The organism is Citrobacter sp. C1 (assembly GCF_014596895.2).
In the GTDB taxonomy this organism is placed as follows: Bacteria; Pseudomonadota; Gammaproteobacteria; order Enterobacterales; family Enterobacteriaceae; genus Citrobacter; species Citrobacter gillenii.
On sequence record NZ_CP115035.1, the window covers coordinates 4633603 to 4654156 of the forward strand.

Annotated in this window: 16 protein-coding genes and 1 pseudogene; 6 read left to right on the plus strand and 11 right to left on the minus strand. The window is 54.2% G+C overall.

Features of this window, described 5'->3' with window-relative positions:
- Positions 1-14: 14 nt before the first annotated feature.
- Positions 15-746, minus strand: a complete 732-nt coding sequence (locus IB214_RS22225; RefSeq protein WP_117343591.1) for a response regulator transcription factor — start codon at positions 744-746, stop codon at positions 15-17.
- Between the two features lie 288 nt (positions 747-1034).
- On the opposite strand from IB214_RS22225, the gene fdhF reads away from it, so the two are divergent.
- Together fdhF and yjcO are read left to right on the plus strand one after the other, a co-directional pair.
- Positions 1035-3182 carry a formate dehydrogenase subunit alpha gene (gene fdhF / locus IB214_RS22230; RefSeq protein WP_115259684.1) on the plus strand — a complete coding sequence of 716 codons (2148 nt, stop codon included), beginning with the start codon at positions 1035-1037 and terminating at the stop codon, positions 3180-3182.
- 182 nt (positions 3183-3364) lie between these two features.
- Positions 3365-4048, plus strand: a complete 684-nt coding sequence (gene yjcO, locus IB214_RS22235) for a Sel1 family TPR-like repeat protein YjcO (protein ID WP_117343592.1) — start codon at positions 3365-3367, stop codon at positions 4046-4048.
- An 81-nt stretch (positions 4049-4129) separates the two neighbouring features.
- Here the strand turns inward: yjcO and gltP are convergent, their stop codons facing one another.
- The 7 genes and pseudogenes from gltP to nrfA all read right to left on the minus strand — a co-directional run bounded on the left by gltP (position 4130) and on the right by nrfA (position 12310).
- Positions 4130-5440, minus strand: a complete 1311-nt coding sequence (gltP, locus tag IB214_RS22240; protein ID WP_096758683.1) for a glutamate/aspartate:proton symporter GltP — start codon at positions 5438-5440, stop codon at positions 4130-4132.
- Between the two features lie 344 nt (positions 5441-5784).
- Positions 5785-6402 carry a heme lyase NrfEFG subunit NrfG gene (nrfG, locus tag IB214_RS22245; protein ID WP_096758684.1) on the minus strand — a complete coding sequence of 206 codons (618 nt, stop codon included), beginning with the start codon at positions 6400-6402 and terminating at the stop codon, positions 5785-5787.
- Positions 6399-8628: pseudogene (nrfF, locus tag IB214_RS22250) on the minus strand (heme lyase NrfEFG subunit NrfF). Before nrfF ends, nrfG begins: the two are co-directional and overlap by 4 nt.
- Before the next feature lie 13 nt (positions 8629-8641).
- Positions 8642-9598 (minus strand): cytochrome c nitrite reductase subunit NrfD, encoded by a 957-nt coding sequence (gene nrfD, locus IB214_RS22255; RefSeq protein ID WP_096758687.1) that lies wholly within the window; start codon positions 9596-9598, stop codon positions 8642-8644.
- Positions 9595-10266 (minus strand): cytochrome c nitrite reductase Fe-S protein, encoded by a 672-nt coding sequence (gene nrfC, locus IB214_RS22260; protein ID WP_115259688.1) that lies wholly within the window; start codon positions 10264-10266, stop codon positions 9595-9597. Before nrfC ends, nrfD begins: the two co-directional genes overlap by 4 nt.
- Complete coding sequence (gene nrfB, locus IB214_RS22265; protein WP_117343595.1) at positions 10263-10829, minus strand: cytochrome c nitrite reductase pentaheme subunit; 567 nt, start codon at positions 10827-10829, stop codon at positions 10263-10265. Before nrfB ends, nrfC begins: the two co-directional genes overlap by 4 nt.
- A gap of 44 nt (positions 10830-10873) precedes the next feature.
- The gene (gene nrfA, locus IB214_RS22270) at positions 10874-12310 is read right to left on the minus strand and encodes an ammonia-forming nitrite reductase cytochrome c552 subunit (RefSeq protein WP_096758690.1); all 1437 of its coding nucleotides are present in this window, start codon (positions 12308-12310) and stop codon (positions 10874-10876) included.
- A gap of 436 nt (positions 12311-12746) precedes the next feature.
- On the opposite strand from nrfA, the gene acs reads away from it, so the two are divergent.
- The 3 genes from acs (at position 12747) to actP (ending at position 16904) form a co-directional block, all read left to right on the plus strand.
- Positions 12747-14705, plus strand: a complete 1959-nt coding sequence (gene acs / locus IB214_RS22275) for an acetate--CoA ligase (RefSeq protein ID WP_115259691.1) — start codon at positions 12747-12749, stop codon at positions 14703-14705.
- 238 nt (positions 14706-14943) lie between these two features.
- Positions 14944-15258 (plus strand): DUF485 domain-containing protein, encoded by a 315-nt coding sequence (locus IB214_RS22280; protein ID WP_096758693.1) that lies wholly within the window; start codon positions 14944-14946, stop codon positions 15256-15258.
- A complete protein-coding gene (gene actP / locus IB214_RS22285; RefSeq protein WP_096758694.1) occupies positions 15255-16904 on the plus strand; it encodes a cation/acetate symporter ActP in 1650 nt (549 codons plus the stop codon). Before IB214_RS22280 ends, actP begins: the two co-directional genes overlap by 4 nt.
- A gap of 47 nt (positions 16905-16951) precedes the next feature.
- Here actP and IB214_RS22290 read toward each other — a convergent pair whose 3' ends face one another.
- Positions 16952-17905 (minus strand): DUF4431 domain-containing protein, encoded by a 954-nt coding sequence (locus tag IB214_RS22290; RefSeq protein ID WP_117343596.1) that lies wholly within the window; start codon positions 17903-17905, stop codon positions 16952-16954.
- A gap of 242 nt (positions 17906-18147) precedes the next feature.
- Here IB214_RS22290 and IB214_RS22295 point away from each other — a divergent pair, with 242 nt between their 5' ends.
- A complete protein-coding gene (locus tag IB214_RS22295) occupies positions 18148-19437 on the plus strand; it encodes a Gfo/Idh/MocA family oxidoreductase (RefSeq protein WP_117343597.1) in 1290 nt (429 codons plus the stop codon).
- Positions 19438-19452: 15 nt separating this feature from the next.
- Here IB214_RS22295 and IB214_RS22300 read toward each other — a convergent pair whose 3' ends face one another.
- Both IB214_RS22300 and IB214_RS22305 read right to left on the minus strand, forming a co-directional pair.
- Positions 19453-20142 carry an LrgB family protein gene (locus IB214_RS22300; RefSeq protein WP_115259693.1) on the minus strand — a complete coding sequence of 230 codons (690 nt, stop codon included), beginning with the start codon at positions 20140-20142 and terminating at the stop codon, positions 19453-19455.
- On the minus strand, positions 20135-20545 hold the full coding sequence (locus tag IB214_RS22305) for a CidA/LrgA family protein (protein ID WP_117343598.1): 411 nt from the start codon (positions 20543-20545) through the stop codon (positions 20135-20137). The genes IB214_RS22300 and IB214_RS22305 overlap by 8 nt, the downstream gene beginning before the upstream one ends.
- Between the last annotated feature and the right edge of the window lie 9 nt (positions 20546-20554).

Below are 20554 nucleotides of genomic sequence, written 5' to 3' on the forward strand. Positions count from 1 at the left end.
GCAACTGCACACGATCACGCCGCTTTTTCGTGATGCTGGACGTCAGCGGCAAACACGTATCCCAACCCGCGCAGGGTTTTAATCAGCATAGGCTGATGCGGGTTGGCTTCTATTTTGCGCCGCAGTCGCATGATTAACACGTCGATGGTGCGATCAAACACCTCGACGCTATCGCTGCGCGTCAGTTCCAGCAGCTGCTCGCGGCTCAGCACCCGCCGGGCATTTTGTGCCAACGCCAGCAGCAGGTTGTATTCACCCTGCGTCAGGTCGACTTTCAACTGCTGGGGATTACGCAACTGGCAGCCCGCGGTATCCAGATGCCAGCCATTAAAGGAAAGCCCGGTGGTTTGCGCACCCGAGCCTTCAGGCGTGAGCACGCCTACGCGTCTGAGCACCGCCTTAACCCGCGCCACCAGCACCCGCGCATTGAACGGTTTACCGATGTAATCATCAGCGCCCATTTCCAGCCCGACCACCACATCCGACTCACTACCCATTCCTGTGAGCATTACTACCGGCAGGCCAGGCCTCATCTTTTGCACCTGTTGCAGCACCATCAGGCCGTTGGTGTCGGGCAGCACCATATCCAGTAAAACCAGCGCAATATCCGGCTGAGTCTCAATGCAGCGCAACGCCGCCTGTCCGGTATGACAGGTCGTCACGGCAAAGACGTGTTCGCTCAGCACATCCTCCAGGAGTGCGCAGATTGTTACGTCATCATCCACAACCAGTATCGCCGGCTTCATTGTTTTTCCCCATCTCGCGCCAACTCAAATGAGTGTGAATGATTCTGCACAGAGTGACAGCGATAAGGCACAAGGACGTGCGGGAAACATAGCCCCGGTCACACTGCCGGGCCGTCACACTTGTAGGATTCGTCACGTCAAATATGACGACAGCCTGTTTTTCGTCAGGGTTTTGCTCAAATGATGCCCGTATTATCGGCCAATGCCCCTGCTAAAAACATGGCATAAAAGATGCATAACAAAAACGACAAGCGCGTATGCGCGATTTGATTAACTGGAGCGAGACCGATGAAAAAAGTCGTCACGGTTTGCCCATATTGCGCATCAGGTTGCAAAATCAACCTGGTGGTCGATAACGGCAAAATCGTCCGGGCTGAGGCGGCGCAGGGGAAAACCAACCAGGGTACCCTGTGTCTGAAGGGCTATTATGGCTGGGATTTTATCAACGATACCCAGATCCTAACCCCTCGCCTGAAAACCCCAATGATCCGTCGCCAACGTGGCGGCAAACTGGAATCTGTTTCCTGGGATGAAGCGCTGGATTACGTGGCAACTCGCCTGAGCGCCATCAAAGCGAAGTATGGCCCGGATGCTATTCAGACGACCGGTTCATCTCGCGGAACGGGTAATGAAACCAACTATGTAATGCAAAAATTCGCACGCGCCGTTATTGGTACCAATAACGTTGACTGCTGCGCTCGCGTCTGACACGGCCCTTCGGTTGCAGGTCTGCACCAATCGGTCGGTAACGGCGCAATGAGTAATGCGATTAACGAAATTGATAACACCGATTTAGTGTTTATTTTCGGGTACAACCCGGCGGATTCCCACCCTATCGTGGCGAATCACGTGATTAACGCTAAACGTAACGGGGCGAAAATTATCGTCTGTGATCCGCGCAAAATTGAAACCGCGCGCATTGCCGACATGCACATAGCGTTAAGAAACGGCTCGAATATCGCGCTGCTCAACGCTATGGGTCATGTCATCATCGAAGAAAAACTGTACGACCAGGCGTTCGTGGCCTCACGTACGGAAGGCTTCGAAGAGTACAGCAAGATCGTCGAAGGCTATACGCCGGAGTCCGTCGAAGACATTACTGGCGTGAGCGCACAGGAAATTCGTCAGGCTGCACGTATGTATGCATCGGCAAAAAGCGCGGCTATCCTGTGGGGCATGGGCGTGACCCAGTTCTATCAGGGCGTGGAAACCGTGCGTTCACTGACCAGCCTCGCCATGCTGACCGGCAACCTCGGTAAGCCAAGCGTGGGCGTTAACCCGGTTCGTGGCCAGAACAACGTTCAGGGCGCGTGCGACATGGGTGCGCTGCCGGATACCTATCCGGGCTATCAGTACGTTAAGTTCCCGGAAAACCGCGAGAAGTTTGCTAAAGCCTGGGGCGTAGAAAGCCTGCCTGCCCATACCGGCTACCGCATCAGCGAGCTGCCGCACCGTGCGGCGCATGGCGAAGTGCGCGCGGCGTACATTATGGGTGAAGATCCATTACAGACCGATGCTGAACTCTCCGCAGTGCGCAAAGGTTTTGCGGATCTGGAACTGGTCATCGTGCAGGATATCTTCATGACCAAAACCGCCGCTGCCGCAGACGTTATTTTACCGTCTACGTCATGGGGTGAGCATGAAGGCGTCTACTCTGCGGCTGACCGTGGCTTCCAGCGCTTCTTTAAAGCGGTTGAGCCGAAGTGGGATCTGAAAACGGACTGGCAGATTATCAGTGAAATTGCTACCCGTATGGGCTACCCGATGCACTACAACAACACCCAGGAAATCTGGGATGAGTTGCGCGGCCTGTGCCCGGATTTCTACGGCGCCACCTACGAGAAGATGGGCGAACTGGGCTATATCCAGTGGCCTTGTCGCGACACCTCGGATGCCGATCAGGGCACGTCTTACCTCTTCAAAGAGAAGTTTGACACCCCGAACGGTCTGGCACAGTTCTTTACCTGCGACTGGGTTGCGCCAATCGACAAGCTGACCGACGAGTACCCGATGGTCCTGTCGACGGTGCGCGAAGTCGGCCACTACTCTTGCCGTTCAATGACCGGCAACTGTGCGGCGCTGGCGGCATTAGCGGATGAACCGGGCTACGCCCAGATCAACACCGCCGATGCTGAACGTCTGGGTATTCAGGATGAAGAGCTGGTGTGGGTTAACTCGCGCAAAGGTCGTGTCATCACGCGTGCAGCAGTCAGCGATCGCCCGAACAAAGGCGCGATTTATATGACCTACCAGTGGTGGATTGGGGCCTGTAATGAACTGGTCACCGAGAACCTGAGTCCGATTACCAAAACGCCAGAGTACAAGTACTGTGCCGTCAACGTTGAGCGCATTGCCGATCAGCGTGCTGCCGAGCAGTATGTGATTGATGAGTACACCAAGCTAAAAGCCAGTCTGCGCGAAAGCGCGATGGGCTGATCTGCCGGATGGCGGCATGAATGCCTTATCCGGCCTACGACCTGTTTCCACTGTAGGCCTGATAAGATGCATTGGCATCGCCATCAGGCATTTTCCTTACAACGGTCTCCATTCGGAGGCCGTTTTTTTATGCAAATAATCTCTCTATACTGTTCGTTCCCTACTCTAAATCTAAAAATAAGATGAAACGACTTTTCGCCTTGATGGTGTTATTGACATGTTTTGCCCATGCCGAAGAACCAGGTAGCCAGTTCCTGAAGGCCGCAGAGGCTGGAGACAGACGCGCACAATACTTTCTCGCCGATACCTGGTTTAGTTCAGGCGATTTGAGTAAAGCCGAATACTGGGCGCAAAAGGCTGCCGACAATGGCGATTCGGACGCCTGGGCTCTGTTGGCACAAATTAAAATTACCAATCCAGTCAGTCTGGATTATCCGCAAGCCAAAACGCTGGCTGAAAAAGCGGCCCAGGCGGGCAGTAAGAGCGGCGAAATTACACTGGCACGTATCCTGGTCAATACCCAGGCGGGGCATACCGATTACCCCAAAGCCATTACGCTGTTACAAAACGCCTCGGAGAATCTGGAGAGCGACTCAGCCGTTGATGCGCAGATGCTGCTCGGCCTGATTTACGCCAACGGCGTAGGCATTCCCGCAGACGATGACAAAGCCACCTGGTATTTCAAACGCAGCTCGGCCATTTCGCGTACCGGGTATTCCGAGTACTGGGCCGGGATGATGTTCTTAAACGGTGAGCAGGGTTTTATTGAAAAAAATAAACAGAAGGCGCTGCACTGGTTGAATCTGAGCTGTACGGAAGGGTTTGATACCGGCTGCGAAGAGTTTGATAAGTTAACGAACGGGTAGTGAAGGTGGATTGCCTGATAAGCATAGCGCCATCCGGCAATCCAGAGCGGGTTGCCGGATGGCGGCGTTGCCTTATCCGGCCTACACGGCGGTCTTATCAAATTTGCCCAATACTTCGCGCTCATAGGCCAGCGCTTTTTTACGGTCAAATTTGTGTTCCCACTTGGCGATAACCAGTACCGCCAACGCGTTACCCACCACGTTCAGCGCAGTACGCGCCATGTCGAGGATACGGTCAACACCGGCGATAAATGCCAGACCTTCCAGCGGAATACCTACGCTACCCAGCGTAGCCAACAGCACCACAAACGACACGCCCGGCACACCCGCGATCCCTTTCGAGGTCACCATCAGCGTCAGCACCAGTACGATTTCCTGCCACAACGACAGGTCAATGCCGTACAGCTGGGCGATAAAAATCGCGGCGATACTCTGGTACAGCGTCGAACCGTCAAGGTTGAACGAATACCCGGTCGGCACCACAAAACTGGTGATGGAGGCCGGTGCACCATAGGCTTCCATCTTCTCAATAATACGCGGTAGCACGCTCTCAGAGCTGGCGGTAGAGTAGGCCAGAATCAGTTCGTCTTTCAGGATACGAATCAGGATCCAGATGCTCAAACCGCACACGCGCGCCACGATACCGAGCACCACCAGCGCGAAGAACAGGATGGCGAAATGCACCAGCAGCACCAGCTTCGCCAGCGGCCACAGGGAGGCAAAACCGAAGTTCGCCACGGTGACGGCGATCAGCGCAAAGACACCGACCGGCGCATAACGCATCACCATGTGCGTCACTTTAAACATTGTTTCAGAGATGGAACGGAACACGGTCACCAGCGGTTCGCGGTGAGTGGCCGGCAGTGAAGACAGGCCCAGACCAAACAGTACCGAGAAGAAGATAATCGGCAGCATGTCGCCTTTCGCCATCGACGCAACGATGTTGGTCGGCACCAGTGACAAAATCGTACCCATCAGGCCATGCGCGTGGCTCTGCACTTCTGCGGTTGTACTTTGATATTTCGAAATATCCACGGTCGCCAGCTGCGACATATCGACACCGGTACCAGGCTGGAACACATTCGCCAGCGTGATGCCGAGGATAATTGCCACGGTGGTGATCACTTCGAAATAGATAATGGTTTTGGCGCCAATACGACCCAGCTGTTTGGCATCACCGACCCCGGCAATACCGACGATCAACGTGGAGATAACTATCGGCACAACAATCATTTTGATCAGGTGGATAAAGATATCCCCTGCCGGAGACAGCAGGTTAACTACCAGCCATTCGCGGCTGTCACTGTGATAATGCAGGTAACTCCCCAGCAAAATGCCCAGCACCATGGCGATCAAAATCTGCCAGGCCAGGCTGACTTTCAAATTTTTCATAACAACGGACTTCCTCGATGGAGCGCTATTTCACATATAACCTATGGGAATAGTACATACTGAAAGGGTATGAATTGTGTTGCGTTCGTTTATGGAATTTTTTAACGCTTATTATCATTATCATTTGCATGGCATTCAGCGCAACCCTTTAAGAACAGGGCCTTTAGCTGATTTTATGCATAAAAACGCGAGTTTATGCGGGTCATCATGAATAACTTTTTGTTATAAAAGAATATTCATTTGATAAAAAATGAAGAATTATGACTGTGCGTTTTTTTCGCTAATTTGTTCAACTGCTGTTTTTTTGCACAGCAAAAACGACGCAAATCACAAAAAAACAAAAATTATTTTTGTCGATTCTGCAGCAATTTCGCCATATTGATTGAGTCAATCAACTGAGCACGATCCACCCTCGGCGAGTTTAAATCGAGAACTTTTTGCCACTGCAAAATAGCCTGTGCATAGTCGGCCTGCATAAACGCATCAGCAGCCAGCAGCATCAGCGCGGTAACTTCTGTCGGGTCCAGCGCCAGCGATTTCTCAATCATCTCACGGGTTTGCGGCGTCATATGCTGCCCGGACTGATAGTACAGCACCGTCGCCAGTGCCGAATAGATCTCGGCGTTTTCACCGCGCAAACGCAGCGCCTGCTCATAGGCCAGTAGCGCATTATGATACGCGTTTTGCCAAAGATAATACTCACCCAGTTGCGCCCATTGCGTGCTGTCTTGCGGGTTGGCACGTATTTTTGACTGCAGCGAAAGCAGCTGTTTTTCCTGCATATTTTCATCAGAAAACGCATGTAACGGGTCAGCCAGTCGCGCCTGCTCCTGCTGGACCGCCTGCCATTTTGGCGACAACAAATACCCTCCCGTGCAGGCAATCACCATCAGCACAGCTATAGCGGCCAGGCGTTTTACCGGCATCGGACGCAACGGTGCACAACATTCAGGCTGACTCATCGTTCATCCTCTTCTACGCGCTGATGCGTTCTCACCCGCCAGATAATCACGCCCACCAGCAGCAATAACAGGCACGGCAGTGCCCACAACAACAGCGTCTGCTTATTGAGCGGCGGGTTATAGCGGACGAAATCACCGTAACGATCGGTCATCCACGTGGTGATCTCATGTTCACTTTTGCCCTCTGCCACCATGCTATACACCTGATGACGCATACTGACCGCCACCGGCGCATTGGATTCCAGTAAGTTTTGATTCTGGCACTGTGGGCAGCGCAACTGGCTGGCAATAGACAGCGCTTTTTCCTGCTGTTGCGGGTTGTCAAAACGCCAGGTGTCGACAACCTGGGCATGCGTAGCGAAAGTGATGAAAAACAAGACGATCGTTAAGAGTAAAAACTTTCTGCCGGATGGCGCTGCGCTTATCCGGCCTACGGTTTGCGTACCCTGTAGGCCGGATAAGGCGTTTACGCCGCCATCCGGCAACGCTGTGATTAATTTACGCATCGCGCTTTCTCCCCCGCCAGCCGCTGAGCAGCGCGCCGAATACCATCAGCAGCCCTCCGCCCCAAACCCAACGCACACCACTTTGCACGTACAAGCGCATGGCATAGCGCTCCGGTCCGGTTTTTTCGCCGATCACCGCGTACCAGTCGTGCAGCAGGTTCCAACGGATACCCGGCTCCATCATTTGCTGGCGACGCGCGGAATAGAAGCGTCTTTCGGGCTGCAGGCTGCCGATGCGTTTCTCATCCTGCCAGAGCGTAATCAGCGCCTTTTCACTGGTGTAGTTTCCTTTTGCTTCCAGAGAGAGGTGCTCAAAGCGGAAAACATAGCCTGCCAGTTCAACCTGCTGCCCAGGACTCAGATTCAGGCTCACTTCCTGGCGGCTCCCGCTGGAGAACACGATCCCTGCAGCAAAAACCAGCACGCCAGCATGCGCCAGCAGCGCCGGAAGCTGGCTTCGCAGCGGCACCTTCCGGCTTCTGATCGTCGCTATCACGATGACCACCAGCATCAGCAGGCCAAACGGCAGCGTTGCACGGTTGAAGTAAGGCGCGCCAACGGAGAGTCGTCCCCAACCAAACAGGCCGTAAATCATCGGATACAGCGTGCCAATCAACACGATAAGCAGCACCGCGCAAAACAGCAGCAGCGCGACCAGAATCATCATCTCACGCGACCAGCCGCCAAAACGTACCGTGTGACCGACGTCCCGCGCCCGCCAGGCATACAGACCGAGCGATGCCAGGCTTAACACGGTAAACAGCGCAAACAGCGGCGCAGCGCGGACGTTGTCCAGCGCAAAGGCATGAACAGAAACCAGTATGCCGGAACGCACAATCAGCGTGCCCAACAGCGATAAAATCAGCGTGACAATCGCCAGCAGCAGCGACCAGTGCGGGAAACCTCCACGCTGCCGTGAGACATACAGGCTATGCAGTAACGCACTGGCGGAAAGCCAGGGTAATAAGGAAGCGTTTTCTACCGGGTCCCAGAACCACCAGCCGCCCCAGCCCAGTTCACAATAAGCCCACCAGGAACCAAGGATGATCCCAAGCGTCAGGGCGCACCAGCCGGGCAGCGCCCAGCGCCAGCACACCCAGGCAGTCCGCGCGTTAAAGCCGCCGCGCAGCAGCGAAGCCAGCGCCACGCCGGCCGCCACCATCAGCCCACCGTAGCCCAGATACAGCAGCGGTGGATGCAGAATCAGCCCCAGGTGTTGCAGCATCGGGTTCAGGTCGCGCCCTTCAATTGCCGGCGGGAAGATGCGTACGAACGGATCGGACCACACCACCACGAACAGCAGCAATGACGCGGTCATCATTGACAAGACACAGAGGGTTAACGGAAATAGCGCGTCCGGCTCACGCCTGGAGCGCCAGGCGAACAGTGCGCTCCAGGCAGAAAGAAACAGCACCCACAGTAGCAGCGATCCTTCATGACCACCCCACACCGCCGCCAGCTTTAATCCCCACGGCAGCAGGCTATAGCTGTGCTGAGCTACGTAAACAACGGAGAAATCACTGGTCAGGAAACAGAACACCAGAATGGCAAAGGCCAGCAACAGCAGCGCAAACTGCGTCCACACGCCCACGCAGGCCAGACGCATAACGCCCTGCCAGCGCTGACGTACGCCCGTCAGCACGGCAAGCGGGGTCAACACGTTGACCCCGAGACTTAACAACAATGCCAGAAAACCGGCTTCAGGAAGGAGTACGTCCAGAAATCACCTTGCCCTACGCAACCGTCAGTTGCCCTGCATACAGAATGAAAAAGCGCAGCAGCAGCACGCCGGTCAGGCTGGCACCACACACTGCCAGCACACCGTGAAACGTCGGGCTGCGATTCGCCCACGGTTTCAGCAGCATCGGCAGGATCAGCCCCAACCCGGCCACGCCCAGCCAGAACCACCAGGTCCAGAAACCACCGCCCAACGCCGCAACCAGCGCGCGCATTTTGCCGTCATCGCCCAGCGCCAGCCCGATAAAGAACGCCGCCAGCAGGAAGATTTCCAGCCACACTACCGGGGTTTCCATGCGGTGTACAAAATGCGCCTCGGTGGTGTGCGGGTTACCGCGATGGCGCAATGCCATGGCGATCAGCGCCACCGCCGCACCGGACGAGATCCCGGAAAACAGGAACAGCACTGGCAAGATCGGGTTATTCAGGAACGGATAGGATTTCAGCGCCGACAGCAGGAACCCTGTGTAGGCCCCGAGCAGCACCGCCAGCACCAGCATCACTGTTTCCAGCAGACGATGGAACGGCGCGATCAGCGCCAGCAGTTTTGGCACGATCGTCAGACGAGGCACGAAGCGCTGTTGCAGGGCAATAACCTCTTTATCAAAGATTTTTGCCAGCCACAGCACCAGCACCACCATATACAACTGGAATAGCATGACCCCCATCGACATCACCGAGGTGAAGCTGTAGTGGAACATCAGTTTCCAGAAGGTCCATGGACGCGTCAGGTGCAAGACCAGGATCAGCAGGCCGAGAATAATCGCTCCCGGCCCGAGTACCAGCGTGGTACGCAGTAACGTACTGTCTGAACCGCCCGCTTCCGGATGCAGCCGTCGAAGCAATACCGACAGCGTCACCAGTCCGGCGGAAATACCGATCAGGAACAGATAGATGGCGATGGGCCAGTCCCACACCAGTGATTCAAAATGGAATGCAGAAGCGGGTGTCATTGACTCACCTCCCCGTATTTAAAGGGAACGCGGTAGACCTTCGGTTTGGTGCCTAACGCCAGCTTGTAACGGTAGGTATTTTTCTGGTGTAACAGACGAGAGACCTCGCTGTTGGGATCGTCCAGATTACCAAACGTCAGCGCTTTCGTCGGACATGACTCAACGCAAGCAGGCTGCTTGCCCGCTTTCAGGTTGGTTTTACGGCAGAAGTCGCACTTATCTGCCGTTTTGTTGACCGGATGAATAAAGCGCACACGATACGGGCAGGCGGCGATGCAATACTGGCAACCGACGCACAGATCCGGGTTCACATCCACAATGCCGGTGGCAGCATCGCGATACGATGCCCCCGTCGGGCAGACGTCAACACAGGGGGCGTGATCGCAGTGCTGGCACGAATGGCGGAAGAAGCGGTACTTCACATCAGGAAACGTCCCCAGCGGCTCGCTGCGAATAATCGTCAGACGCGATACGCCTTCCGGCACGCTGTTCACTTCCCGACAGGCATCCATGCAGGCGGTACAGCCGATGCATAATGATTCATCATGTATCATGCCGTAACGCACGCCGTTAATGTTTAACGTCTTCGCCACGACGCGTCCCGCCGTCCCGCTAACAGCCACCAGCGCGCCGACGCCGGTGATAAACTGGCGACGAGAGCAACTCATGGATGCTCCTTAAGCAAGGGAATCGACGCCGGATTAAAGTTTGGATTGTTACGCTGATCGCTGTGGCAATCGACGCAAATCTTAATCCGTCCTTTATCGCTTAGCGTCTGCATCGTGTCTTGCTTCGGATGCAGTGAGTGACAGCTGGCACACGCTACTTTCGTCACGTGGACATCGTGCGGCCAGAACGCTTTTTGCAACTGATCAGGCAGGTGACAGGACATACAGACGCTGTTCTGCTGCTCCACGTTGTACATCGGCTCATTAAAGCGCATCACATCCTTCACCCCTTCGCGGTGATTGGGTGACGGCTGGCCGTGACAGTTGGTGCAGGTAACCGGCAGTTTATTATTTGGGTTGATGACTTCGGCATGTTTACCATGCATGCCTTCGGTGTCCGGCTTGTGACAATCCAGACAGGCGGCATCCGGATTACGCTGTTGGGTGACCGTAAAGCGTTGATCCGATTCCTGTGGCGTGGGGGTCGCGGCATTCCCGCACAGGCTCCAGAACAGGCCTGACGCCAGCACCCCAGCAGTTAATAACGAACGTAATACGCTCATATTCACTCCGTTGAGTTATCCGCCCCTTGCGAGGCGGAAAGGGGTTATTGGCTTAACAGACCGTTTTTACGCGCCTGGTCTTCCCACTGCGGAATCACCGTTTTGATGAAGTCCTGCTTCTCAGCATTGATTTGCTGCATGTTCAAACCGATCGCCTTCTGGGCTTTCTCTTTCGTCGAGATATCCGGCAGCGGAATTTCATGGGTGATGCCTTTGGTCGCCAGCAGACGGACCAGTTTGGTACGGGCATCGGCCGCTTTATCCATCGCGCTACCCAACATACGCAGACCTTCCTCCGGCGCATGCATGTGAATCCCGTGCGAGGCGATAGACAGATCCCAGCGCCATTGCGCATGGCGAATATCTTCCAGAATCGGCTTCATTTCAGCTTCCGTTGCGCCCGCATCCCATGCAGCTTTCGCTTCGAAGTGGGCATGTACCAGCTGATCTTCAACCTTGATTTTCAGGTCATGAATCGCTTGTTTACGCTCGGCAACCACTTTTTGCAGGGACGCTTTGTCCTGGGTGTGGCAGTTGGCGCAGGTCTGAGGGAAGTTATCGAACGGGTTACCAATTTTATGGTCGGTGTAGATCTTGCCTTCAGCGTTTTGCACTTTCGGCATATGACAGTCGATGCAGGTCACATTGTTCTTGCCGTGAATGCCCGCAGTCCAGGTTTCATATTCCGGGTGCTGCGCTTTCAGCATCGGCGTTTTAGACAGGGAGTTGGTCCAGTCGGAGAACGCAATGGCGTCGTAGTATTTCTCCATGTTCTCAACTTTCATCCCCTCGTCCCACGGGAACTTAACGGCTTTGTTTTTACCGTCGAAGTAGTACTCCACGTGACACTGGCCGCAGACCATGGACTGCTGGTCAAAACGACCGGCTTTATCAAACGGTTTACCGATGCTTTCCATCGCGCGTTCTGCATAAGGACGGGACAACGTCAGCTCAGGCTTCCCTTTGGCGAAATCTGCCGAGGCGGTGTTATGGCAATCCGCACAGCCTAAATTGTTAACAATTTCCGGGCCGCCGCGCGCCCATTTACCGTGGAAATAACCGTCTTCGCCGTCTTTCTGGATCAGGCGCGCCACGTCAGGGCTTTTACAGCTCCAGCAGGCCATCGGCAGCGGACCATCTTCTGCAGTTTTTGGCGCGCCGGTACGTAATGTTTCACGGACATCGGTCACCGCGTAAGCATGCCCACGCGGTTTGTTGTAATCACGCGAGAAAGGATATCCCGCCCACAGAATCACCAGTCGAGGATCCTCTGCCAGCGCATCTTCACGTGCGGACTGCTCCGACGTGGCTTTCCATGAGAGGTATTGATCGGGATGCTGAGGGGCGAAGGTTTCATTCTTCGCTTCAACGGTGACGGTTTTTGCGGGTACTGGGGTTTGTTCAGCGTGAACGGCAGAGATAAATAAAAACGGTAATATCAGGCTGAAGAAACGGAGTACGGGTGATTTTGTCCTTGCCATAGGGGGGTCTCATCCAGATGACGCCATTGTCTGCAATGGCGATTCTTTTATTGTTTTCCATAACAGCAACCACACGTATACTGTCATGACATTGCTCCACCCTCTTTTTATCAAAAAACCACACTTAGAATGTTGTTTTTAATCAATTGTAAGTGCATGTAAAATACCACTTTAGAGTTAGTAAACCCCTCCAACCTCTCACTCTTTGGTCTATTCCCAACACCGATCACCTTTTTCAAACTTCTTCATATAACTGCATGTTATCGCGAGATTTAATCAATTTTTGCTAGTTCTCTTCAAAAATCAGTTTGCCGCTAATTTGCACAATTCGCTTATTGCGTGATCTGCCGCTCAAATCCCAAACAAAACTCCAAATGCCCCTACATTTAACGTTTATGAGACATATTATTAACATCCTACAAGGAGAACAAAAGCCATGAGCCAAATACATAAACACGCTATTCCCGCAAATATTGCGGATCGTTGCCTGATAAACCCGGAGCAGTACGACGCGAAATACCAACAATCTATTACCGACCCCGACACATTTTGGGGCGAGCAGGGAAAAATTCTCGATTGGATGCAACCTTATAGCCTGGTAAAGAACACCTCTTTTGCGCCCGGCAATGTGTCCATTAAATGGTACGAAGACGGCACGCTGAATCTGGCAGCGAACTGCCTTGACCGTCATCTACAGGAAAACGGCGATCGCACCGCCATCATCTGGGAAGGCGATGACGCAACTCAAAGTAAACATATTACCTATCGCGAACTGCATCGCGACGTTTGCCGTTTTGCCAATACATTGCTGGATTTAGGCATTAAAAAAGGCGATGTAGTGGCGATCTATATGCCAATGGTCCCGGAAGCTGCGGTGGCGATGCTGGCCTGCGCCCGTATTGGTGCGGTGCATTCGGTGATCTTTGGCGGGTTCTCGCCGGAAGCCGTTGCCGGACGTATCATCGACTCAAACTCACGCCTGGTGATCACCGCCGATGAAGGTGTGCGTGCTGGACGCGGCATCCCGCTGAAAAAGAACGTGGATGATGCGCTGAAAAACCCGAACGTGAAGACCGTTGAGCACGTGGTGGTCCTCAAACGTACCGGCGGAAAAACAGACTGGCAGGAAGGCCGCGACCTGTGGTGGTCCGACCTTATTGAGAAAGCGAGCCCTGAGCATCAACCGGAAGAGATGAACGCGGAAGATCCGCTGTTTATTCTGTATACCTCCGGTTCAACCGGTAAGCCAAAAGGCGTGCTGCACACCACCGGCGGGTATCTGGTTTACGCGGCGACCACCTTCAAATACGTGTTTGATTATCATCAGGGCGATATCTACTGGTGTACCGCTGACGTCGGCTGGGTAACCGGGCACAGCTATTTGCTGTACGGCCCGCTGGCCTGCGGCGCTACCACGCTGATGTTCGAAGGCGTACCCAACTGGCCAACGCCTGCGCGCATGTCGCAGGTCGTGGATAAGCATCAGGTTAATATTCTCTATACCGCACCCACCGCGATCCGCGCTCTGATGGCAGAAGGCGATAAAGCGATTGAAGGCACCGACCGTTCGTCACTGCGTATTCTGGGCTCTGTCGGCGAGCCGATTAACCCGGAAGCCTGGGAATGGTACTGGAAGAAGATTGGCAACGAAAAATGCCCGGTCGTCGATACCTGGTGGCAGACCGAAACCGGCGGTTTCATGATCACCCCACTGCCGGGCGCTACCGAACTGAAAGCCGGTTCGGCAACACGTCCGTTCTTCGGCGTGCAGCCGGCGATTGTCGATAACGAAGGCAACCCGCTGGAAGGCGCGACCGAAGGCAACCTGGTGATCACCGATTCCTGGCCGGGTCAGGCGAGAACCCTGTTTGGCGATCACGATCGTTTTGAGCAGACCTACTTCTCCACCTTCAAGAATATGTACTTCAGCGGCGACGGCGCGCGTCGTGACGAAGACGGCTACTACTGGATAACAGGACGCGTGGACGACGTGCTGAACGTTTCCGGCCACCGTCTGGGGACGGCTGAAATCGAGTCGGCGCTGGTGTCGCATCCGAAGATTGCCGAAGCCGCGGTAGTGGGTATTCCGCATAATATTAAAGGCCAGGCCATCTACGCCTACGTCACGCTGAACCACGGCGAAGAGCCGACACCTGAGCTGTACGCTGAAGTACGCAACTGGGTGCGTAAAGAAATTGGCCCGCTGGCAACGCCAGACGTGCTGCACTGGACCGACTCACTGCCAAAAACCCGCTCCGGCAAAATTATGCGCCGTATTCTGCGCAAAATTGCGGCTGGCGATACCAGCAATCTGGGCGATACTTCGACCCTCGCCGATCCTGGCGTGGTAGAGAAACTGCTCGAAGAGAAGCAGGCTATCGCGATGCCATCATAACCCTTACCGTGAAATGCCCGATGGCGCGCTGCTTATCGGGCCTACAGGTTCAGCATCCCTTGTAGGCCGGATAAGGCGTTAGCCGCCATCCGGCAAAATAAAAAATCCCCCTACCCTCTCTTCATCGGGAGGGAAATTATAAAACCTCCCCCAAAGGATTTCGTGTTGCCGGACTGCGACAGCTAACAGGTCATGCCTGTAGCGCGAAAGACAAAGGGGACCTCTGGAGAGCTCTGCGATGAATGACAATATTTATCAGCGGATAGAAGACAGTGCGCGTTTCAGGGAGTTAGTTGAAAAAAGGCAACGGTTTGCCGCTGTACTATCCATCATCATGCTGGTGGTTTATATCAGCTTTATTTTACTGATTGCCTTTGCGCCTGGCTGGCTGGGGACACCGCTACATGCGGGAACCAGCGTCACCCGAGGTATTCCAATTGGGGTGGGCGTGATCCTCATCTCCTTCCTCCTGACCGGAATCTATATCTGGCGGGCCAACGGTGAATTCGATCGTCTTAACAATGCGGTTCTGCACGAGGTTAAAGCATCATGAAGAGAGTCCTGACGGCGCTAGCCGCCACGCTGCCCTTCGCCGCAAATGCGGCGGATGCTATTAGCGGTGCAGTCCAACGCCAGCCAACCAACTGGCAGGCGATTGTTATGTTCCTGATTTTCGTCATATTTACGCTCGGCATTACCTACTGGGCGTCTAAGCGCGTGCGTTCGCGTAACGACTATTACACCGCGGGCGGTAACATCACCGGTTTCCAGAATGGGCTGGCGATTGCGGGCGACTATATGTCGGCGGCGTCGTTCCTCGGGATTTCCGCGCTGGTCTTTACCTCTGGCTATGACGGGCTGATTTACTCACTCGGCTTCCTGGTCGGCTGGCCAATCATTCTGTTCCTGATTGCCGAACGTCTGCGTAACCTCGGTCGCTACACCTTTGCGGACGTCGCCTCTTACCGTCTGAAGCAGGGGCCTATCCGTATTCTGTCGGCCTGTGGTTCACTGGTGGTGGTCGCGCTGTACCTGATCGCCCAGATGGTGGGTGCCGGGAAGCTTATCCAACTGCTGTTCGGTCTGAACTATCACATTGCTGTGGTGCTGGTTGGCGTACTGATGATGATGTACGTGCTGTTCGGCGGCATGCTGGCCACTACGTGGGTGCAAATCATCAAAGCCGTGCTGCTGCTGTTCGGCGCCAGCTTTATGGCCTTTATGGTCATGAAGCACGTCGGCTTCAGCTTCAACAACCTGTTCACCGAAGCGATGGCGGTACACCCGAAAGGCTCGGCGATTATGAGCCCGGGCGGATTGGTGAAAGACCCAATATCGGCGCTATCGTTAGGCCTCGGACTGATGTTCGGAACCGCGGGTCTGCCGCACATTCTGATGCGTTTCTTCACGGTCAGCGATGCCCGCGAAGCGCGTAAGAGCGTGTTCTACGCCACCGGCTTTATGGGTTATTTCTACATCCTGACCTTTATCATCGGTTTTGGCGCAATCATGCTGGTCGGTGCAAACCCGGCATATAAAGACGCAGCTGGCGCGCTGATTGGCGGCAATAACATGGCGGCGGTGCATCTGGCCAACGCGGTGGGCGGTAACCTGTTCCTCGGCTTTATCTCCGCAGTGGCCTTTGCCACCATTCTGGCCGTGGTTGCTGGTCTGACGCTGGCGGGTGCCTCGGCGGTCTCTCACGATCTGTACGCTAACGTGTTCCGTAAAGGTGCTACCGAGCGTGAAGAACTGCGCGTGTCGAAAATCACCGTACTGGTACTGGGCGTGATTGCCATCCTGCTCGGCGTGCTGTTTGAAAACCAGAACATCGCCTTTATGGTCGGCCTGGCGTTCGCTATCGCGGCAAGCTGTAACTTCCCGATCATTCTGCTTTCCATGTACTGGTCACGACTGACCACGCGTGGTGCCATGCTGGGCGGCTGGTTAGGTCTGATAACGGCAGTGGTGCTGATGGTGCTTGGCCCAACGGTATGGGTGCAAATTCTCGGTCACGAAAAAGCCATTTTCCCGTATGAATACCCGGCGCTGTTCTCCATTAGCGTGGCGTTCCTCGGTATTTGGTTCTTCTCTGCTACCGATAATTCTGCAGAAGGTAACCGCGAGCGTGAGCAGTTCCGTGCTCAGTTCATCCGTTCCCAGACCGGGTACGGCGTAGAGCAAGGTCGCGCGCACTAATAGATCTCCTCCCCGACTTCACCGGTCGGGGAGTGTTCGGCACAGATTCAACCTGCGGTAAAACTCGCCACCAGACGGAGTTTTCCATCAATTAGCTTAAACAAATATGACGATGCTCCGTCACAAGACTCTGAGAGGCCAGGCCGTTGTTTATTCGCATCGGTACCCTGAGAAAGCCTTAAAACGCCCTCGTCAAATTCCCCCATAGCAACCGTGTCGCAGGTTCCGTCAACCACGTGACGCTGACCGTTTTCTTCATAATAAAACGTGCCGTCTTCATCACCCGGAAAGTATTTCCGTTTCTGCTCTTGTGCCGATAGCGCGTTTATCCGGTGTTCTTTGATTTCCAGAGTGTCAGGGTTAACATCAAGACTACTCAAGATGTGTAAACCCTTAATAATCTGCGACGCATTTTTATCAAACACCGCCTCGGTAAGCTGATCCGACTGAGATGATTGTGATTCATCGTAAGGAATAAAATCATCAAGGCTGCCCGGTAATGGGAATACAAAATAAGACTTTAATGCGGCAACGTTTTTCTCACTCAGCGCCTGCTGGAACTGTTGAAACTGAATCAGCGCGCTTTTCTTTTGTTCGGGCGTGTTGAGAGGGGTAACATCTTTCACATCATCAAGGATGAGCAAGACAGAGGTAAAGTGGAGGCCAGTTTGGGCATACATCGTTTTCCCGGTCAGGATGACATCTTTTCCCAGAGAAGGAGCAAGATCGGCGTAACCAGGCTTACTTTTGCCCATCAAAATAATCTGTACTAGCGGAACACTTTCACTCTCACCGGTAATATCACACTCAAAAGGTTGATCCAACTTAAGATAATCATAAGTTACCGCTTCATCGCCATCCTTGATGCTTTCGTAATTTGGCGGGCCGGGTAGCGTCTGTTGTATCAATGTTCCCTGAAGTACCACCTTTTGGTCCTCATCAGGACACCAGGCCATAACGACCTGGCTGAACAGGAGAGCAGATAACCACAAATATTTCACACTGAATATCCTTACACTGGCCAACGGAATTAATCACGATTGTAAAATATGAGCGTAAGGCTAAAAAGCGTTCATGGGAAAATCAGAATATCGACATCTTCCCCGGTCTTTTTCGCTGGGGATCACAGTTTTCTCTCTCCAACGTATCCATCACTGTTGATAGCGCTACAGTACCTAAATGAAATTGAAACACTGTTTTTATTACATAAACACGTTAATTCATTTTGAGAAAAGAGGATGCGATGAAGAAATATGCCCTGGTAGGAACCGGCGGGCGAGCGGGCCTGTATATCTCAGCGATTGGTGGGCAATGGAAGGAAAACGCCCGGCTGGTCGCCTTTTGCGACACCAACCAAACCCGTATGAACTACGCGAATCAGCTATTAAAAAATGAGGGGGCCGCTCCGGTATCCACCTGGAAAGCCGCACAGTTTGAAGACATGATCCGCGAAACCCGCCCCGATGTCATCATCGTGACCACTATGGACCGCACCCACGATGACTATATCGTGCGGGCGCTGCACGCGGGCTGTGATGTGATCACTGAAAAACCGATGACCATCGATGAGAAGCGCGCCCTGCGTATTCTCGACGCCATTGAAGAGACCGGACACGAGGTGCGCGTCGCTTTTAACTATCGCTATGCTCCGCATCACAGCAAGGTACGCGAGCTGCTGATGAACGGTGCCATTGGCGACGTCTTTTCGGTTCACTTTGAGTGGTTACTGAATACCGAACACGGCGCCGATTACTTCCGCCGCTGGCATCGGGAAAAGCGCAACAGCGGCGGCCTGCTGGTGCATAAATCAACCCATCATTTTGACCTGATGAACTTCTGGCTGGACAGCTATCCACAGCGTGTTTATGCCGAAGGCAGCCTGCGTTTCTACGGAAAAGAAAATGCCGAACGCCGCGGTGTGACGCAGTTTTATCCACGTGCTCATGGCTATGCGCAGGCCAAGGACGATCCGTTTGCACTGCAAATGGCGGAGAATCAGCAGCTTAAAGCGCTGTATCTGGATGCTGAACACGAAGACAACTATTTCCGAGATCAAAGCGTATTCAGCGATGGCATCACCATTGAAGACACGCTGTCGGTGCTGGTGAAATATCAAAACCAGGTACAGCTCACCTACTCGTTGAACACTTATCTGCCGTGGGAAGGACTGAACGTGGTGTTTAACGGTAGCGAAGGTCGCCTGGAGATGAAGATCGTGGAGAAATCATACGTCAATGCAGGCGGGGCGAGGGAGAACGAAGGCAGCCTGGAAAGCTGTGATATTACCGTTTTCCCGATGTTCGCTGCGCCCTGGCAGGCCGACTTCACGCTGGGCGAAGGTGGCCACGGCGGCGGTGATAACGCGATGCTGGCCGATCTGTTTGGCGAGCCGCGACACGATCCGCTGCAGCGAGCCGCCGACCATCGCGCGGGCGCCATGTCAATTCTGACCGGCATCGCCGGGAATCGCTCCATGCAGCAGCAGCGCCCGGTAAATTTTAAAGAGTTTGAACTGATTTCACGGCTGAAATAGCGTACGGGCCGCTGGTCAGAACATCAGCCTCGCGACCAGCGGTGCCACCAGCACCATCACCACGCCGGAAAGCATCATTACCAGGCTGGCAATCACCCCTTCCTGTTGGCCAAGCTCATAGGAGCGCGCGGTGCCTGCGCCGTGCGACGCCGCACCAAACCCAGCCCCTTTCGCCATCCCTTCACGAATGGAAAGGCGCAAAAACAGCATGTCGCCCACCGCCATACCGAATACGCCGGTGATCACCACAAACAGCGCCACCAGATCCGGTTGCCCGCCCAACGGCTCGGCCGCCGCCAGTGCAAATGGCGTGGTCACCGAGCGCACCGCCAGGCTGCGCTGGATTTCATCGGGTAACATAAACAGACGCGCCAGCCATACCGAACTGGTGACGGCCACCAGTGTTGCTGTCACCACGCCTGCCGTCAGCGACATCCAGTGACGCTTAATGACCGCGAGATTATCGTAAACCGGCACGGCAAATGCGATGGTCGCCGGGCCCAGAAGCCACATCAGCCAGTGCGATTCACCAATATAGTTTTGCCAGGAGATATGCCCGAACACCAGCATCAGCACCAGCAGCGCGGGCGTGAGGACCAGCGGCATCAGCGGCAATGTCCGAAAACGACGATACAGGCGCTTGTTGGCAAAATAGATACCCAGCGTAATCACCAGACACAACACGCTTAACTGGAAATTACTCACGGTTTAACCTGCTCATTTCATAGCGATAAACTTTATCAACCACCCACGCAGTGGCACCGAGCACCATCAGCGTGCTGATGGCAATAACGGCAAAAATGCGCCAGCCATCCACCAGCAACAGGTGCGTATAGTTCACCACGGCAACAACCGCCGGGACAAAAAACAGCAGCATTTCAGCCAGCAGCCAACGGGCGCCTGCGCGTATCCAGCTAAGCGGGATCACCCTGCACACAATCAGCACCAGCATCAGTACCATCCCGACCAGGTTGGCGGGAAGCGGCAAATGTAGCCAGGAGACAAGATATTGAGCAAAAACAAATAAACCTGCGTACAACAGAACCTGAACGGGGACCTGGAGTCGATGAATAACCGCAGGCGTCACGCGGCTAATCGCCACAGCCATGAGGGAATG

Excerpts from the sequence above, each read along its gene's own strand:
- nrfC (WP_115259688.1), bottom strand. The coding sequence starts at position 10,266 with ATGAGTTGCTCTCGTCGCCAGTTTATCACCGGCGTCGGCGCGCTGGTG.
- gltP (WP_096758683.1), bottom strand. The coding sequence starts at position 5,440 with ATGAAAAATTTGAAAGTCAGCCTGGCCTGGCAGATTTTGATCGCCATG.
- acs (WP_115259691.1), top strand. The coding sequence starts at position 12,747 with ATGAGCCAAATACATAAACACGCTATTCCCGCAAATATTGCGGATCGT.
- IB214_RS22280 (WP_096758693.1), top strand. The coding sequence starts at position 14,944 with ATGAATGACAATATTTATCAGCGGATAGAAGACAGTGCGCGTTTCAGG.
- yjcO (WP_117343592.1), top strand. The coding sequence starts at position 3,365 with ATGAAACGACTTTTCGCCTTGATGGTGTTATTGACATGTTTTGCCCAT.
- IB214_RS22305 (WP_117343598.1), bottom strand. The coding sequence starts at position 20,545 with ATGGCTGTGGCGATTAGCCGCGTGACGCCTGCGGTTATTCATCGACTC.
- nrfD (WP_096758687.1), bottom strand. The coding sequence starts at position 9,598 with ATGACACCCGCTTCTGCATTCCATTTTGAATCACTGGTGTGGGACTGG.
- nrfG (WP_096758684.1), bottom strand. The coding sequence starts at position 6,402 with ATGAGTCAGCCTGAATGTTGTGCACCGTTGCGTCCGATGCCGGTAAAA.
- nrfB (WP_117343595.1), bottom strand. The coding sequence starts at position 10,829 with ATGAGCGTATTACGTTCGTTATTAACTGCTGGGGTGCTGGCGTCAGGC.
- IB214_RS22295 (WP_117343597.1), top strand. The coding sequence starts at position 18,148 with ATGAAGAAATATGCCCTGGTAGGAACCGGCGGGCGAGCGGGCCTGTAT.
- IB214_RS22225 (WP_117343591.1), bottom strand. The coding sequence starts at position 746 with ATGAAGCCGGCGATACTGGTTGTGGATGATGACGTAACAATCTGCGCA.
- nrfA (WP_096758690.1), bottom strand. The coding sequence starts at position 12,310 with ATGGCAAGGACAAAATCACCCGTACTCCGTTTCTTCAGCCTGATATTA.
- actP (WP_096758694.1), top strand. The coding sequence starts at position 15,255 with ATGAAGAGAGTCCTGACGGCGCTAGCCGCCACGCTGCCCTTCGCCGCA.